This window comes from Undibacterium sp. FW305-107 (assembly GCF_058788535.1).
On record NZ_JBYTAV010000005.1, the window covers coordinates 329,200 to 346,183 of the forward strand.

The following is a 16,984-nucleotide window of genomic DNA, read 5'->3' on the forward strand; positions in this document are numbered from 1 at the left end:
ATTTATAGAGAAATTATGGGATTTGGAAGGCAGAAATCTGCGTCCTGGCAGTTTTTGTTAATGAGATTACTTCTTTACCAATAGGAAATGGCTTACCTGAAGATCAATTCCTCAGGCAAGCCACTTATTAATTTCAATTAAGTTTATTTAATTGAAAGTTTTTCCTTCTGCAGCCAGTTTTGCCAGCAAAGGTGCTGGTTTCCAGGCGTCGCCATGGCGGCCTTTGGCATATTTCTCCATGGCCATGACAACATTCGGCAAGCCCACGGTATCTGCGTAGAACATAGGGCCACCGGTGTGCAATGGGAAGCCATAGCCTGTCAGATACACCATATCGATATCAGACGCACGTGTCGCTATGCCCTCTTCCAGGATGTAGGCAGCTTCATTGACCAGGGCAAATATCAGGCGTTCGACAATTTCCTGATCAGAAATCTTGCGGCGCGTAATACCCAGGTCAGCAGAGTGCTGGATGATCATGTCATTCACAATGCTTGAGGGATAAGCTTTGCGGTCGCCCGGTTTGTAGTCATACCAGCCTGCACCGGTTTTTTGTCCAAAACGACCCAGCTCGCACAGCAAATCTGCTGTTTTGGAATACGTGATCTGTGGTTTTTCTACGTAACGGCGCTTGCGGATATACCAGCCGATATCATTGCCGGCCAGATCACCCATACGGAAAGGTCCCATGGCAAAGCCCATTTTTTCGACGGCTTTATCAACCTGTTCCGGTGTGCAGCCCTCTTCCAGCAGGAAGCCTGCCTGACGACTATATTGTTCTATCATGCGGTTGCCGATGAAACCATCGCAAACGCCAGATACCACGCCAGTTTTTTTGATTTTTTTGGACAGGCCCAACACTGTCGCCAGCACGTCTTTGGCAGTTTTTTTACCACGTACGATTTCCAGCAATTTCATGACATTTGCCGGGCTAAAGAAATGGGTACCAATAACATCTTCAGGACGCTTGGTGAAGTCAGCAATCTTGTCGACGTCCAGTGTTGATGTATTCGACGCCAGGATTGCGCCCTTCTTCATGACTTCATCGAGTTTTTTGAAGACTTGTTCCTTGACACCCATATCTTCGAACACGGCTTCAATAACAATATCTGCCTGGGCAATCTCTTCATACGACAAAGTGCCTGTAATCAGGCTTACACGCTGGTCAAATTTCTCTTGAGTCAGCTTGCCTTTTTTCAGCGTGTTTTCATAATTCTTGCGGATGGTCGCCAGACCTTTATCCAGTGCTTCCTGCTTCATTTCCAGTATTTGCACAGCAATGCCAGCATTGGCAAAGTTCATCGCAATACCACCACCCATGGTGCCGGCACCGATAACGGCAACGGATTTGATAGGACGAGTTGGCGTATCTTCAGGCACATCCGGCAATTTGCTGGCCGCACGCTCGCCAAAGAAGGCATGGCGCAAGGCTTTGGATTCTGTAGTTTGCACCAGGTCAACAAACAGTTCACGCTCAAACTTGATGCCATCATCAAATTTCTTGGTGACTGCGGCTGCCACTGCTTCCACGCATTTCAAAGGCGCTGGGAAAGGGCCAGCCATGGCGCGCACTGTATTGCGTGAGAATTGCAGATAAGCTTCATAGTTCGGGTAGTCGATCTTGATATCACGCACTCTTGGCAAAGGGCGCACATCAGCAACTTTAGCTGCAAATGCGAGTGCTGCTTCCAGCACATCGCCTTCCACCACTTCATTGAAGATCGCTGTCTTGGCCAGTTTTTCTGATGGCACTGCTGTACCGGAAACAATCATATTCAAAGCCATTTCCAGGCCCAGCACGCGCGGCAGGCGTTGTGTGCCGCCAGCACCAGGCAAGATGCCCAATTTAACTTCAGGCAAGGCAATTTGCGCACCTTTAGACGCGACGCGATAATTACAACCCAGAGCCAGTTCCAGGCCACCGCCCATGCACACAGTATGAATAGCAGCGATGACAGGCTTATCAGACCCTTCGACCACATTGATCAGCGTATGCAGGCTGGGTTCTGCAGATGCTTTTGGAGAATTGAATTCTTTGATATCCGCACCGCCGGAGAATGCTTTACCAGCACCTGTGATGACGATGGCTTTGACTGCATCATCGTTCAAGGCCTGTTTCATGCCATTCACTGCTGCTGCGCGGGTAGCATGACCCAAGCCATTTACAGGCGGATTGTTCAGGGTAATTACGGCAATATTGCCATTCACTTGATATTCGGCGCTCATGTCTCTTCCTATAGGTGAAATACTGCTTGGATTTGCCAGTTCACGGCTTTTAAAAATCTGGTATAAGCTCATTTTTTGATTACTATACCGCAAAATAGTACGAGCGTATTATTTTATTTCAATCTCCGTCTCAACAAATAGAAAAATACTCCCAGGCTTTGCGGAATACTCCTTAGTCAACTGTATGGCATGTTAGCTGTTACAGTACTTTAGTTCATTGAGAGCCCGCATATTGGAAAATCTGATAGTGATAGAACCAATATTCACCCTATGATGAAGTAAGTTGAAATTTATTTCTTATAAAGCCTGTGGAGAATTGGAGTATCTGAGTAATGTCCTATCCCATATCAAGCTGGACTGAGCAGATAAAAACGGCAGCGATCACCTGTGCTATCGTATTTGCTGCATGTTTATTGGGGATACTCAGTCGTCCCATGGGGCATTTGGCGGCTTTATGGCCAGCCAATGCGCTGCTGCTTGGTCTGTTCGTACGCTTCCCACAATTTAACAAGCCATGTGGCTGGTTTGGCGCAATATCGGGCTATGTTGCTGCCGACATATTTGCAGGCAGTAATTGGTCAGTCAGTTTGTTGCTGACTGGCGGAAATCTTGTTTGCGTCATCACAGGTGTTTTACTTTTTTCCTGGCTGGATGACGAGCACCGACGTTTGAAACATCCGCTCTCTGTGCTCTACCTAGCTTTGGTCGCTTCGTGCTCAGCGGCCGCAACTGGCGTCGTTGGTACGATTGCTGATCCCATATTGTCCAATGCAAGCCCGCTCAAAAGCTGGGCATTCTGGTCCGTCACCGAATTGGTTAATTTGATGGCAGTTTTACCTGTCATGCTCAGTTTGCCGGATTTATCAGGATTCAGATTAAATCGCCGCCGCACTTTTAAAACTGAATACATTCATATCAGCAAAATTTTGCCTGTGTGCGTCCTCCTGATATCTTTTGTATTGGGCATCATCGTAGGTGGTCCCGGTGCACCTGTCTTCCCTATTCCCGCCTTGCTCTGGTGTGCATTAAGCTACGATATCTTCATTACCAGCATACTGACTTTGCTGTACAGCAGTTGGGTATTGATTGCCATGTCACTTGGCTACCTGCCCATCTCCATCGTCAATATGAATTCGCGTCCCATGCTGTTGTCTATACGCATAGGAGTGAGTTTGATGGCGTTGGCACCGCTGACCGTGGCCTGTGTCATGGCTGCACGTGAAGAACTATTGCGTCAGCTAAAGTACATTGCTGAACATGACCAGCTAACGGGCTTATTGAACAGGCGTGCCTTTAATGAACGTGCTTCCAGCCTGCTAACCAGGTTGACTGAACAAAACAGACCAGTAGCAGTCTTGATGCTGGACATTGATAAATTCAAAGACGTGAACGATACCTACGGACATGCCGGTGGCGACCGCGTGCTGGTGGCCTTTGCACATGTTGCCAGTGCCGGATTGCGAGACATTGATACCCTGGGTCGTATCGGCGGAGAAGAGTTCGCAGCGATACTACCTGGCTGCGGCCGCAAGGAAGCGGAAATGATAGCGCAACGCGTACGCAGCAAGTTTGCCAGTACATCCGTCGATATTGGTGATGGCCAGAAAATAACTGTGACGGTCAGCATAGGCGCCAGTTTTATCCATCAGGCTGTTCCTGATATTGAAGCCCTGCTATTGGTCGCCGACAAAGCACTTTACCGCGCCAAAGAAAATGGGCGAAATCGCGTAGAAAGTGATGATGTTGATGATATAAAAAGTGAAGGTGATCAAGTTCAAACATAGTCAGGATAACTATCATTCGAACTTGATCACACCAGACATGCATACAGAGTTGCTCTCACTGTCTGCTGCTAGTGCTAAACCTCCAGCCATTCTTTACGGATGTTTTCGTTGGCACGCAGATCAGCTGGTGTGCCTTCAAAAACGATACTGCCATGCCCCATCACATATACCCGTTGCGAGATTTCCAAAGCGATGGCCAGTTTTTGCTCTACCAGCAAGACTGATATGCCACGATTCTTTAACTCCTTCAGATATTCTGCTACCAGTTCGACAATCTTTGGTGCCAGCCCTTCTGTTGGTTCATCAATCATGATCAGGTCAGGGTCACCCATCAAGGTGCGGCACAAGGTCAGCATTTGCTGTTCGCCACCTGACATCACACCTGCCTGAGTGTTCCTGCGTTCACGTAAGCGCGGAAACATCTGGTACATATCCTCTATGCTCCAGCGTGGTTTGCTGTCTTTGGAGCGACCAGATTTCTCACCCAGCATCAAGTTTTGCTCAACAGTCAAAGTGGGGAAGATATCCCGGTTTTCAGGTACATAGCCCAAGCCCTTATGGGCAATCTGGAAGGCTTTCAGGCCGATGATTTCTTCCCCCTTGAACAGGATGGAACCTGTCGCATTCACCTGCCCCATAGTCGCCTTGACAGTGGTTGAGCGACCGACACCGTTACGCCCCAGCAGACTGACAATTTCGCCGGCATTGACCTGCATGTCCACGCCATGCAAGACATGGCTTTTTCCATAGTAGGCATTGAGATTTTTAATCGTGAGTAAGCTCATTCAACCTCCACTGGTGCATGACCACCCAGATAGGCGTCTTTGACTTTTTGGTTATTGCGGATATTGGCCGGGGTATCGCAGGCAATCACTTCACCATATACGACCACGGCAATTTTATCGGCCAGCCCAAACACCACGCTCATATCATGTTCCACCATTAACAGAGATTTACCGACAGTGACTTTGCGTATCAGTTCTACCGCCGCATCAGATTCAGAACGGCTCATACCCGCAGTAGGTTCGTCCAACAAAATCACATCAGCGCCGCCAGCGATGGTGATACCGATTTCCAGTGCACGTTGCTCTGCATACGTCAGCAAACCAGCTATGACATTACGCCTGCGCTTGAGACCAATTTGTTCCAATACGGCCTCTGCCCTTTCATGCGCATCCTTCAAGCCATTCAGCCTGTGCCAGAACGAGTACTTATATCCCAGCGACCACAATACTGCGCAGCGCAGGTTTTCATACACAGACAGGCGATGAAAAATATTTGTAATCTGAAAACTGCGTGACAAGCCGCGGCGGTTGATTTCATATGGCTGCAGATCCGTAATACTCTCACCATTAAGCAGAATATCTCCAGAGCTAAGAGGAAAACGACCAGAAATCAAATTAAACAGCGTGGACTTGCCGGCACCATTGGGGCCAATAATGGCAAAGCGCTCGCCTTTGGGCACCTGCAAATTAGCCCCCTTGATAATTTCTGCACTGCCAAAGGATTTGCGTACATCTTTTAATTCAAGCGAAAAGCCTGTCATGCTTGCGCCCTCCGCATTTGTTCTTCGATTTCAGTATTGACTTCGCCCCAGTGTTCAGCAAAACCACCTTTGAGTTTGGCGCAGGCAAAAACACCTATGCCTATAACAATGATTGTCATTGCCCACCAACTGCTGCTGGCAGTATCTATGGAAACACCAAACATTTCTATGACAGCGCTTTGGGTAGATTCCAGCGTGCGTTGATACAGCATCTCCACTGCCAATATGACACCGGCTGTCGTTATTGCTGCTGCCAGCACAAGTTTCCACATGCTTGGCCACACCCGTTTAAATAAACCAAATTTAGCCACGCGCAAATTCATCATGATGATACTGGCCATACCACCCGGTGCATACATGACAATCAGGATAAAGAATACACCCAGATATAATTGCCAGGCCTTGGTCAGGTCCGACAACATGACAGTCAGGAAGACACCCAGTATCGCTCCTATCATAGGGCCAAAGAAAAAGCCGACGCCACCAATAAAGGTAAATAGCAACACTGCACCCGAGCGTATGGCACTGACATTTTCAGCAGTCACAATTTCAAAGTTAATGGCTGACAGACCACCTGCAATACCCGCAAAAAAAGCAGACAAAATCAACGTCAGATAACGCACCCATTGCGTGTCGTAACCGATGAACTCGACGCGCTCAGGATTATCCCGCACAGCATTGACGATGCGCCCCAAAGGGGTTTGCGTAAATGCATACATGCCTATGGTACTGATGAATAACCACAAGGCGATCAGGTAATACACCTGAATTTGCGGGCCATAAGTAATTCCGAGGAAGGATTGACCAATGACACGATTGGTAGAAATACCACCTTCACCACCAAAAAAACTGGGAAACATCAGCGAACAGGCAAATACCAGCTCCACCATACCCAGGGTAATCATGGAAAAGGTCGTGCCCGATTTTTTAGTCGTGACATAGCCAAACAGAACACCAAAGAACATGCCGGCAACACCACCGATCAAAGGAATCAGCGTAATCGGGAAGATCAGGCTGCCCGCTGTCACGAGATTCATCGCATGAATGGCGAAGAACGCCCCCAGGCCAGAATAAACAGCATGACCGAATGACAGCATCCCACCCTGCCCCAACAGCATGTTGTAGGAAAGACCGAAAATCATCAAAGTGCCCATTTGCGAGAGCAAAGACAATGATCCGCCGGTATTAAATATCATCGGTGCGAGGACAAGCAGGATGGCAAAACCGCTCCAGATTATCCAGCGTGCCAGATTGATAGGTTTGAATACTAAAGGTTTGCTCATCTTTTATCCTTCACGTGTGCCGAGTAAACCTCTGGGCCTGAAAATCAGGATGAGTACCAATAAGAGATAAGGCAAGATAGGCGCGATCTGGGCAATCGTCAGGCTCAACAAGGCATAACCAGGCGCAGTGGCATTGATGATCATGCCTAGTTTGGCAAACACGGTGACAAAGGAATAATCCAGTGCGACGGCAAATGTCTGCAGAACACCGATTAACAGCGATGCCACAAAAGCACCCGCCAGTGAACCCATACCTCCCACCACCACCACCACGAAAATAATGCTTCCCAGGGTTGCTGCCATTCCAGGTTCAGTGACAAAGGCATTGCCACCGACAACACCGGCAAGGCCCGCCAACGCGCAGCCACCACCAAATACCAGCATGAAGACGCGGGGAACATTGTGACCCAGAGCTTCCACAGTATCAGGATGAGTAAGAGCAGCCTGTATTACCAGGCCGATACGGGTACGTGTCAGCAACAGGTAAATCGAAGCCAGCATCACCAGTGCCACCAGCATCATGAAACCGCGGTAGATAGGGAAAGTCGTTGTGTACAAGGTAAACAAGGGGCCATCCAGTGATGCAGGGATAGGATAAGGCACGGTAGACCTGCCCCAGATCAATTGCACCAATTCCACGATCACATAGGAAAGCCCGAAGGTGAACAATAACTCAGGTATATGCCCGTATTTATGCACGGAGCGCAGACCATAACGTTCGACCATGGCCCCCAGGAAACCTACTAGCAGCGGCGCTAAAAACAAAGCTGGCCAAAAGCCTATCTTGATGCTGATGGCATAGGCAAAATAAGCACCCAGCATGTAAAAACTGGCGTGGGCGAAATTGAGTACGCCCATCATGCTGAAAATCAGCGTCAGTCCGGATGAAAGCATGAACAACAGCAATCCGTAACTGACACCATTCAGCAAAGTGATCAGTGTGAATTCCACAGCAAAGATCCTTTTCAGAAAATTCTTGAACGATCGTACTATTTATAGGTAAAAAAAGAGAGTACGCATAAAGCGACTCTCTTTTTTTATAGGATTAGCCTGGTCGTTTCATCTGGCAAGAAGATGGCTGCGATGCGACAAATGCATCTATCTTCTGATTGGTTTTCCAACCCATGCCGGTATTTTCCTGATCGAATTTGACATCTTTACCGTTGGTTTTCACCCAGGTAGCGATATACAGAGGCTGTTGAATCTGATGATCAACCTTGCGCATATTATCGTCACCGTTCAGGCTCTTGAAGTTCAAGCCTTCCAGCGCAAATGCAACCTTGACCGGATCAATGGACTTGGCTTGCTTGACTGCCTGGGACATACCTGCGAGCACAGAATAAGTCGCCATTGAATAATAATCATCCTTAAATTTGGCTTTGAACCCTTCGACAATGTCTTTGCCAGCGAAGGTTTCGTTATTCGCATTCCAATAACCGACGTATTTAACGCGGTCTATACCAGAAGCGCCCATAGCAGTGGGGACACCAGTAGTTGATGCGTAATAAGTATAAAAGTTGGATTTCAGATCTGCATCTTTGGCAGACTTGATCAGCAGAGCCAAATCTGCCCCCCAGTTACCAGTAATGACAGTGTCTGCACCGGAAGCTTTGATTTTTGCTACGTAAGGAGAAAAATCTTTCACCTGGCCAATCGGATGAAGGTCATCACCAACAATTTGTATATCAGGACGCTTGCGTGCCAAATACTCTTTGGCTGCACGTGTTACCTGATGGCCAAACGAGTAGTTCTGACCAATTATATAAACCTTCTTGATATTCTTATCTGCTGCCATGAAGGTCGTCAGCGCTTCCATTTTCATGTCCGAATTTGAATCAAAGCGGAAATGCCAGAAGCTGCACTTGCTGTTGGTCATATCAGGATCGACCGCAGCATGGTTCAGATAAACAATTTCTTTGCCAGGATTACGCTCATTGTGTTTGTTGACGGCATCCAGCAAAGCCAGGCCTACGCCAGAGCCATTACCTTGCGTGATGTAGCGAAAGCCTTTATCAATGACCGTTTTCAATACATTCAGCGACTCTTGCGGGCTGCCTTTATTATCAAAACCGACAACTTCGAATTTGTGTTCGCCAGCCCATTTTTCGGCATTGGCCTTATCAGCGATGTACTGATAGGAATTCAGAATATTTTGCCCAACTGGCGCAAAAGCACCTGACAGTGGATCGATGTAGGCAATCTTGATGGTATCAGCCATCACTGCGGGTACGGCGAAGGTTAAGGCGACTGCAGCAAGGCTGGCACGTAAAGGAAATTTCATTTGTCTCTCTCCGGTATTCTCATTGTTTGGAATCTAGATTTTTTTCGTTTTGTCGCTACTTCCAGAACCTTGACTATTCATACCCAGACCAGGTTCTGCACTTCTTATGCAGTTGGTAGTTTATATTCCTTGAATTGCTCCCTCAGTTTATTTTTCAAAATTTTTCCTGTGGCCCCTAACGGCAGGCTCTCTATGAAAACCACATCATCAGGCAACCACCACTTCGCAACCTTGCCATCAAAAAATTGCAGTAATTCTTCTCTGGTGACTTCTGCTCCCGGCTTCTTGACTGCCAACAGTAGTGGACGTTCATCCCACTTGGGATGGAATACACCAATACAAGCCGCTTGCAAGATGGCAGGATGAGAAACAGCCACATTTTCCAGATCTATCGTACCTATCCACTCCCCCCCAGATTTGACAACATCCTTGCTGCGATCAGTAATCTGCATGTAACCATCAGTATCTATGGTAGCCACGTCACCGGTAGGGAACCAGCCATCTTCAAGGACATCACCACCTTCATTCTTGTAATAGCTGTTGATAATCCAGGGACCCTTGACCAGTAAATTGCCATAGGTTTTGCCATCCCATGGCAATTCCGTGCCAGCATCATCAACGATCTTCATATCAACGCCGTACAAGACATGACCTTGCTTCTGAAGTATGGTTTGCTTCTCTTCTTCAGCCAGGTCAGTGTGCTTGGCCATCAAAGTGCCAGCTGTGCCCAATGGCGACATTTCTGTCATGCCCCAGGCGTGCACCACTTCCACGCCATAAGTGTGGCGCAAGGTTTTCATCATGGCAGGTGGGCAGGCAGAGCCACCAATCACTGTGCGTTTGAAGGTCGAGAACTTGAGATTATTTTGTGCTACATAGGTCAGCAAGCCCAGCCAGACCGTAGGCACACCAGCAGAGAAGGTAACCTTTTCCTGTTCGAATAATTCGTAGAGAGATTTGCCATCCAGATGTGGACCTGGGAAAACCAGTTTGGCACCATTCAGTGGAGCAGAATAAGGCAGGCCCCAGGCATTCACATGGAACATCGGGACCACTGGCAAAACAGAATCACGTGCCGACACATTCAAGCCATCTGGCAAGGAAGAACCATAAGAATGCAGGATGGTAGAACGGTGGGAATACAAGGCACCTTTAGGGTTACCCGTCGTGCCGGATGTATAGCAAAGGCTGGAGGCAGAGTTTTCATCAAAAACCGGCCAGACGAAATCGTCACTATTGGCTTCGATCAAATCTTCATAGGCCATCAGATTCGGGACTTTGCCATCTGTTGGCAATTTATTCCGGTCGCACATCATGATATAGCCTTTAATGCCCGGGCAATGTGCCGCTATCGCTTGCACTATCGGCAGGAAGGTCATGTCAAACAGCAGATACTGGTCTTCTGCATGATTGGCGATATAGGCAATCTGCTCAGGATGCAGCCTGGGGTTAATCGTATGCAAGACAGCACCAGAACCAGAGACGGCGTAGTAAGCTTCCAGATGGCGATAACCATTCCAGGCCAGGGTAGCAATACGGTCACCCAGTTGTACGCCGAGTTTGGCGAAAGCATTCGCCAGCTGTTTTGAACGCTTGTGGCATTCACTATAGTTATAACGGTGGATATCGCCTTCGACCCGGCGAGAAACAATTTCATTCTTTCCAAAATAACGGTCAGCATGTTCGATAAGGCTGGAAATAAGCATGGGCTTGCTCATCATTTGCCCCATCAAGGGACTCTTCACATATGACGACATTTGTTCTCCTGAAATGTGCAGCTTTATTGATTACTTTGGTAATTGCTCAAATTGCTGAATATTATTCTTTGTCGATTTTTGTACGACCGTACTAATCCGTCAATCAGTATTTTTTCCGCAACGCACAAAGGACTACTCTTTCATCACCCTGGTTTTAGTCGTTCCACAAACAAAAAATGCGGAAGATAAGCTCTTCCGCATCGCAACATTCAACAAATTTACTTTGTGTCGAAAAAAGAGCCTGACTCTCTTAGCCGACCGCCTTCTTAACGCTTACCCGTTGAGCCCGCTTCTCCCGACTCAAGTACGAAACCTGCTTTTGCATCTTTTCCCAGTACTTTGACCAGATAGGGCATGACTTCTTTTAAGGTAGCCAGCAAGGTCCATGGAGGATTAAGGATGAACATGCCGCTGCTATGCAAACCAAAACCATCTGGCGAAGGGCCACTGATGGACAGGGTGACATTCAGCCAGCTATTTGCCTGCAGACGCTTGAGTTTTTCCGGCAGGGAACGGGATTCCTGACGTTGCAGTACCGGATACCAGACAGCAAAGGTACCGGTAGGGAAACGTTTCAAGCCATCTTCGAGAGACACCTTAACGCGTCGGTAATCATCCTTGACTTCATAAGGGGGATCTATCAGCACCATGCCACGACGGGATGGCGGCGGTAGCAAAGCCTTCAAGCTTTCAAAGCCATCGCCAGCAGAAATGATGACGCGCTTGCCTCTGACGGTCTGACGCTGGCCCTGCTCTGCTGCATGGTTATCAAGCTTGCGGAAGTTTTCGCTCAGTATTTTGATTTCGCTAGGATGCAATTCAAACAGGCGCAGGCGATCCTGCTCGCGCATGACAATATTGGCGCAGTAAGGTGAACCTGGGTAGTAGCGCATTTTTCCACTGGGATTGAGGCCTTTGATCAAATCCATATAGGCAGCAAAAGACTCAGGAATATCTTTTCTGTCCCACAAAGGACCGATACCGGTTTCAAATTCAGCGTTTTTGCTTGCATAACCACTGTCAAGCGCATACAAACCAGCGCCTGCATGCGTGTCTATATAGGTATAGGCAGTGTCTTTTTGCCCAAGGTATTCAAGCAATTGAATCAGGACAAAATGTTTCAGGACGTCGGCATGATTACCGGCATGAAAGCCGTGGCGGTAGCTCAGCATAATAAAATCTTTCAAAAATGAATAGGCGACCTGCCGCTGGCAAGTCGCCCGAAAATGGTAGCAAGCGGCGAGAGGTAGTGAGGGGCTAATTTATTTAGCCAGTTAATCTACCCTACCCGCTTGCCAAGTATGATCAAATCGCGCTCTATGCCGTCCAGCGTTGCTACCTTCGGCATATTTGCCCAGGTCGCAAAGTCAAATGCAGCAAATAACTTCAAACTAGGCACATTATGACCAAAAATGAAGCCCAGCAAAGTGTGAACCTTGATTTCAGGTGCATACGCAATGGCCTGCGTCAGGAAATAACGCCCCAGACCCTGACCACGCGCAGCCTCGTGCAAGTAGATGGACAATTCAGCAGTGCCTGAATAAGCAGGTCTGCCGTAAAAATTCGAAAATGACAGCCAACCTATGACTTGCCCGTTCTGCTCGCAGACCCAAAGTGGGCGTGTCTCAGGATGATGCTCTTGAAACCAGGCATGGCGTGATTCTACCGTAACAGGTTCCGTATCAGCAGTCACCATTCGTGAGGCAACTGTGGAATTATAAATTGCGACAATTTGCGGCAAATCTTCAAACCGCGCCAGTCTATGCGTAAATTCGGCTGCCATCATCATTAAATTGTATGTGTAGCCCGGGAAGAACGTACTGCCGCACCCAGCAACTCCTCTACACGCAAGCGTATGCGGACGCCACTTTCATCTTCAGGGAAATGCACACCTATACCTTGCGACTTGTTATTGCCTGCGCCTGCTGGCGTAATCCAGGCCACCTTGCCAGCGATAGGGTATTTATTCGGGTCGTCCAACAAAGTCAAAATGAGATAAATCTCTTCACCCAGACGATAAGTTTTATTGGTAGGCACAAAAATACCACCATTTTTTAAAAATGGCATATAGGCTGCAAACAGCGCAGCTTTTTCTTTAATTGCCAGCGATAACACCGAAGGACGATTCGGTGAAGGCATATTAAGCGGAGCACTAGGATCTGCTGGTAAATCTGACATGTTCTGGCTTTCGCAATTCTTTAATCAAATAGTGCCGAATAATGCGGAATATTCAAGCAGCATATCTTCCAAAAATAATTTGGCCGATAATGGGTGACTGGCAATCGCCTGTCTTTCATTGCAATTCTTGATGAATTGCTGCAAAGCTGACTCATCAACCTGCACGGACAATGCCTTTAACTCCCTCTCATAGCGAGGATGATACCGGATTCTGCCACTTTGTTTATAGGAAAATATATCGTAGAGCCAACGTTGTAGCCAGCCGACGACGACAGGCATTTCCATTTTTTGCATCTTGTCGGCAGTTTTAAGGCTCAACTCCGTACCAGGCTTGCTCAAAAAGCGTATAAATTCATCCAGGTCAGCACGCAAGTCTGAATGTGCCATGTCAAATGCTGCCAGCGGCGCACCACCTTGCTGCGCCAGCCAGACGTCGGCATCCTTGATGCCCTGTTTATGCAGCCACTCCAGCGCAATCCCTGCATCCGGCAAGCCCAGGCCAAACTTGTGACAACGCGACAAGATGGTAGGCAACAACCTGTCTATGCTGTTTGAGACCAGGATGAATACCGTATTGGCGTTGGGCTCTTCCAAAGATTTAAGCAACGCATTTGCTGCTGGCACATTCAACGCTTCGGCAGGATACAGAACGATGACGCGCCGGCCGCTACGGTGAGTAGAAATATTCATGAAATCCGACAGTGCCCGGATTTGGTTGATGACGATTTCTTTGGAAGGTGCCTTGCTCGCCTTGCTGGTTTTTGTGGTGCTTTCTGTCTCATCACCAACTGGTGCATCTTCTTCATCCAGCAACTCTGGCCTGACACGGCGGTAGTCAGGATGGCTATATTGCGCAAACCAGCCACAAGAGCCACATTGCTGACAAGCGTGCCCACCCTGCCCCGGGCTTTCACAAAGTAGTGATTGCGCCAGATGCTCGGCAAATACAGTTTTACCTATGCCTTGGGGTCCGTGCAATAAAAAAGCATGAGGCAAGCGTTGTCCCAGAGCCTGTATCTGTTGCCAGGAGTCCTCTTGCCAGCTATACAAAGGGGGCTGGGTCATATCACTTGCTGAGCAGAGCTCAAGAGGTCATCGATCAATGCGTCCAGTTGCAAACGTATTGCCTCTATGCTTTGTGTGGAGTCAATAATCCTGAAGCGTTGAGGAAATTCATTAGCTCGGCGCAGGTATTCATTGCGTGTGGCAGCAAAAAAGTCTGCCTTTTCCTGTTCAAACTTGTCCAGGTCGCGCGTAGCATCCAGACGGGCGCGCGCCACTTCCAGCGGCACATCAAATAATAGAGTCAGATCTGGTTGCAAATTTGGGTGTACCCATTGCTCAAGGGCATTAAGCTTGTCCAGCGACAAATTCCTGCCGCCCCCCTGATAAGCAAAGCTGGCGTCAGTAAAACGGTCAGAAATGACCCAGTCGCCCCGTGCCAACGCTGGTTCTATGACTTGGGCAATGTGTTCACGCCTGACGGCGAACATCAGCAGAGCTTCTGTCTCCAGATGCATTTTTTGCTTTAATAGCAATTCGCGCAAAGTTTCACCCAGGGGTGTGCCACCAGGCTCACGGCTGCAAATCACTTTTACATCGGCTGCTTGCAACTTGCTTTGCAAACGCTCTGCCACATAGGCGATGTGGGTGGATTTTCCTGCGCCGTCTATGCCTTCAAAGCTGATAAATTTTCCTGTGGGCTTCATTCTTTAATTCTGTTTTCTAAATATTTATTAGCGTTGATACTTGTTTACTGCGCGATTATGGTCGTTCAAGTTGTCAGAAAACTGGCTGGTACCATTACCACGCGCCACGAAGTATAAAGCATCGCTATGAGCCGGATCCAAAGCTGCGGAAATCGATTCCATGCCTGGCAAGGCAATCGGCGTGGGCGGCAGACCAACTCGTGTATAGGTGTTATAGGGTGTATCCGTCAGCAAATCACGCTTGTATATCTTGCCATGATAGCGCTCACCCATGCCGTAAATGACGGTAGGATCAGTTTGTAGCAGCATGCCCGTACGCAGACGATTGACAAAAACCGAGGCTATCATGGGGCGTTCTGATTTTTGGCCTGTCTCTTTTTCTATGATGGAAGCCATGGTCAGAGCCTCATAGCGATTCTTGTAAGGCAAGCCATCTGCGCGTTTTTTCCAGACCTCATCGAGTTTTTTCAATAACTGGCTATGTGCCTGCTGATACAGTTGCACGTCTGTGCTGCCCTTGGCGAAACGATAGGTATCCGGGAAAAACAAACCTTCCGCTTGTGGAAAGTCCGGTGTGATCTTGCGCATCAGCTCAGCTTCACTCAAGCCCTGGGTTTCATGCTTGATGGCAGGATGCGCATCCACCAGCTTACGCATTTGCTGGAATGTCCAGCCTTCTATGACTACCAGGCTAGCCATCGAGAAATCGCCATTGACGATCTTGTTCAGCAATTCAACGGGCGTTTTGCCAGCTTCTATCTCAAAAGAACCGGCTTTCAATCTGTTCGCTTTACCCATCAAACGCGCCAGTGCTTCAAACATCAGAGGCTGGACAGGTACGCCAGCTTCATACACCTGACGGGCAGATGCGCGCACGCTACTGCCTGGCCTGATGGTGAATTCCTTGACCTCACCCTCTGTAAAAATGGCTTGCTGCATCCAGTAATAGAAGCCACCACCGACGGCCAGCGCAAGCAGGATCAACAATACAAATAGTTTTTTTATGAAACCCATGTAGGCAGCTTAATCAAAATTGAGGGAGTTCTGACGAGATTTTGCAGACGCTACTATAATTCGCCTGAACAGGTGCAGGCGGTATTGTAAAGCCAGCGCGTACATTAAGCGAATCAGTAAAGAAGAGTGAGTATAACAATATGATGTGGGAAGACTTTTTATCCAGCCAGGGTGCCACGGTGGAAAACCTGAATACGACCGGTTTTGCCCCACATTGGCAATCAGATGCCCTGCAGACAGGATTTATTGCCCCTTTGACCGATCTTGGCTTGATCAGGGTTACTGGTGAAGACGCCCCGTCATTTTTGCATAATCAATTAAGCAATGATGTAGAGCATCTGGGTGCTGCCGAACTGCGCCGTGCTGCTTATTGCACCCCCAAAGGACGTATGCTGGCCAGTTTCGTGTATTGGAAAGATGGCCAGGATATTATCTTGCAGCTATCAAAAACCATACAAGCTACCGTTCAAAAACGTTTGCAAATGTTTGTTTTACGGGCGAAAGCCAAATTGCAAGATATCAATGATGAATACGTCGTTCTGGGGCTGGGTGGCACTGCTGCGCCGTTAGCACTGCAAGCGTGGTTTCCAGAGTTGCCAGCAAAGGTCGACCAAAAACTGAGCAACGAATATGGCAGCCTGCTGCGCGTCGCGAATGCCAACAACACACCACGTTATCAATGGATAGCGCCGGTGGAAGTTGCCCAGCAAGCCTGGCCCAAATTAAGCAGCCAGTTACGGGCGGTGAACACTAGCGGCTGGCGCGTGACTGAAATTCAAGCTGGCATTGCCATCGTCATCGCCAGCACACAAGAGAAGTTTGTCCCGCAGATGATCAATTTTGAACTCATCGGTGGTGTGAACTTTAAAAAAGGCTGCTACCCCGGGCAGGAAATAGTCGCTCGCAGCCAATATCTGGGCAAACTCAAGCGCCGTATGGCAATAGCCTTGGTGCATGCGACAGATGTCGCAGCAGGAGCTGAAGTATTTAATAGTGATGATGTCAGCCAGCCCTGCGGCATGATCGTTAATGCAGAACAACATCAAGAAGACAGTTCGCTGGTGTTGATAGAAATGAAGCTGGCCGATCAGGAAAGTGGTCAACTTACGTTAGGCTCGGCAACTGGCGCTGCAATGGAGCTGTTGCCTCTGCCGTATGCGATAACAGATATTACACAATAATCGCGCAACAAAGAATCAAAAGCAG

15 protein-coding genes are annotated in these 16,984 nt (G+C 48.3%); 2 read left to right on the plus strand and 13 right to left on the minus strand.

What is annotated here, in order from left to right:
* Positions 1–147 precede the first annotated feature (147 nt).
* Positions 148–2,226 (minus strand): 3-hydroxyacyl-CoA dehydrogenase NAD-binding domain-containing protein, encoded by a 2,079-nt coding sequence (locus tag AC3WQT_RS13245; protein ID WP_492704424.1) that lies wholly within the window; start codon positions 2,224–2,226, stop codon positions 148–150.
* Between the two features lie 332 nt (positions 2,227–2,558).
* On the opposite strand from AC3WQT_RS13245, the gene AC3WQT_RS13250 reads away from it, so the two are divergent.
* Positions 2,559–4,010: a GGDEF domain-containing protein gene (locus AC3WQT_RS13250; protein ID WP_492704425.1), complete on the plus strand. Its 1,452-nt coding sequence runs from the start codon at positions 2,559–2,561 to the stop codon at positions 4,008–4,010.
* A gap of 74 nt (positions 4,011–4,084) precedes the next feature.
* On the opposite strand, the gene AC3WQT_RS13255 is transcribed toward AC3WQT_RS13250, so the two are convergent.
* The 12 genes from AC3WQT_RS13255 to mltG form a co-directional block, all read right to left on the minus strand.
* Positions 4,085–4,795, minus strand: coding sequence for an ABC transporter ATP-binding protein (locus AC3WQT_RS13255; RefSeq protein WP_492704426.1), 711 nt, complete (start codon positions 4,793–4,795; stop codon positions 4,085–4,087).
* Positions 4,792–5,556 (minus strand): ABC transporter ATP-binding protein, encoded by a 765-nt coding sequence (locus AC3WQT_RS13260; protein ID WP_492704427.1) that lies wholly within the window; start codon positions 5,554–5,556, stop codon positions 4,792–4,794. The genes AC3WQT_RS13255 and AC3WQT_RS13260 overlap by 4 nt, the downstream gene beginning before the upstream one ends.
* Positions 5,553–6,839: a branched-chain amino acid ABC transporter permease gene (locus AC3WQT_RS13265; RefSeq protein WP_492704428.1), complete on the minus strand. Its 1,287-nt coding sequence runs from the start codon at positions 6,837–6,839 to the stop codon at positions 5,553–5,555. The genes AC3WQT_RS13260 and AC3WQT_RS13265 overlap by 4 nt, the downstream gene beginning before the upstream one ends.
* 3 nt (positions 6,840–6,842) lie before the next feature.
* The gene (locus tag AC3WQT_RS13270; RefSeq protein ID WP_492704429.1) at positions 6,843–7,790 is read right to left on the minus strand and encodes a branched-chain amino acid ABC transporter permease; all 948 of its coding nucleotides are present in this window, start codon (positions 7,788–7,790) and stop codon (positions 6,843–6,845) included.
* A 94-nt stretch (positions 7,791–7,884) separates the two neighbouring features.
* Positions 7,885–9,120, minus strand: coding sequence for a branched-chain amino acid ABC transporter substrate-binding protein (locus tag AC3WQT_RS13275; RefSeq protein ID WP_492704430.1), 1,236 nt, complete (start codon positions 9,118–9,120; stop codon positions 7,885–7,887).
* A 104-nt stretch (positions 9,121–9,224) separates the two neighbouring features.
* Entirely contained in the window at positions 9,225–10,877 is a 1,653-nt protein-coding gene (locus AC3WQT_RS13280; protein WP_492704431.1) for a 3-(methylthio)propionyl-CoA ligase, read from the minus strand.
* 266 nt (positions 10,878–11,143) lie between these two features.
* A complete protein-coding gene (locus AC3WQT_RS13285; protein WP_492704432.1) occupies positions 11,144–12,049 on the minus strand; it encodes a 23S rRNA (adenine(2030)-N(6))-methyltransferase RlmJ in 906 nt (301 codons plus the stop codon).
* 107 nt (positions 12,050–12,156) lie between these two features.
* Positions 12,157–12,660, minus strand: coding sequence for a GNAT family N-acetyltransferase (locus AC3WQT_RS13290; protein ID WP_492704571.1), 504 nt, complete (start codon positions 12,658–12,660; stop codon positions 12,157–12,159).
* 5 nt (positions 12,661–12,665) lie between these two features.
* Positions 12,666–13,055, minus strand: a complete 390-nt coding sequence (locus AC3WQT_RS13295; RefSeq protein ID WP_492704433.1) for a PilZ domain-containing protein — start codon at positions 13,053–13,055, stop codon at positions 12,666–12,668.
* A gap of 24 nt (positions 13,056–13,079) precedes the next feature.
* Entirely contained in the window at positions 13,080–14,120 is a 1,041-nt protein-coding gene (gene holB / locus AC3WQT_RS13300; RefSeq protein ID WP_492704434.1) for a DNA polymerase III subunit delta', read from the minus strand.
* On the minus strand, positions 14,117–14,764 hold the full coding sequence (gene tmk / locus AC3WQT_RS13305; protein WP_492704435.1) for a dTMP kinase: 648 nt from the start codon (positions 14,762–14,764) through the stop codon (positions 14,117–14,119). The genes holB and tmk overlap by 4 nt, the downstream gene beginning before the upstream one ends.
* Positions 14,765–14,791: 27 nt before the next feature.
* The gene (mltG, locus tag AC3WQT_RS13310; RefSeq protein ID WP_492704436.1) at positions 14,792–15,778 is read right to left on the minus strand and encodes an endolytic transglycosylase MltG; all 987 of its coding nucleotides are present in this window, start codon (positions 15,776–15,778) and stop codon (positions 14,792–14,794) included.
* Positions 15,779–15,918: 140 nt separating this feature from the next.
* Between mltG and ygfZ the strand changes: the two genes are divergently transcribed.
* Positions 15,919–16,959 carry a CAF17-like 4Fe-4S cluster assembly/insertion protein YgfZ gene (gene ygfZ, locus AC3WQT_RS13315; protein WP_492704437.1) on the plus strand — a complete coding sequence of 347 codons (1,041 nt, stop codon included), beginning with the start codon at positions 15,919–15,921 and terminating at the stop codon, positions 16,957–16,959.
* Positions 16,960–16,984 lie beyond the last annotated feature (25 nt).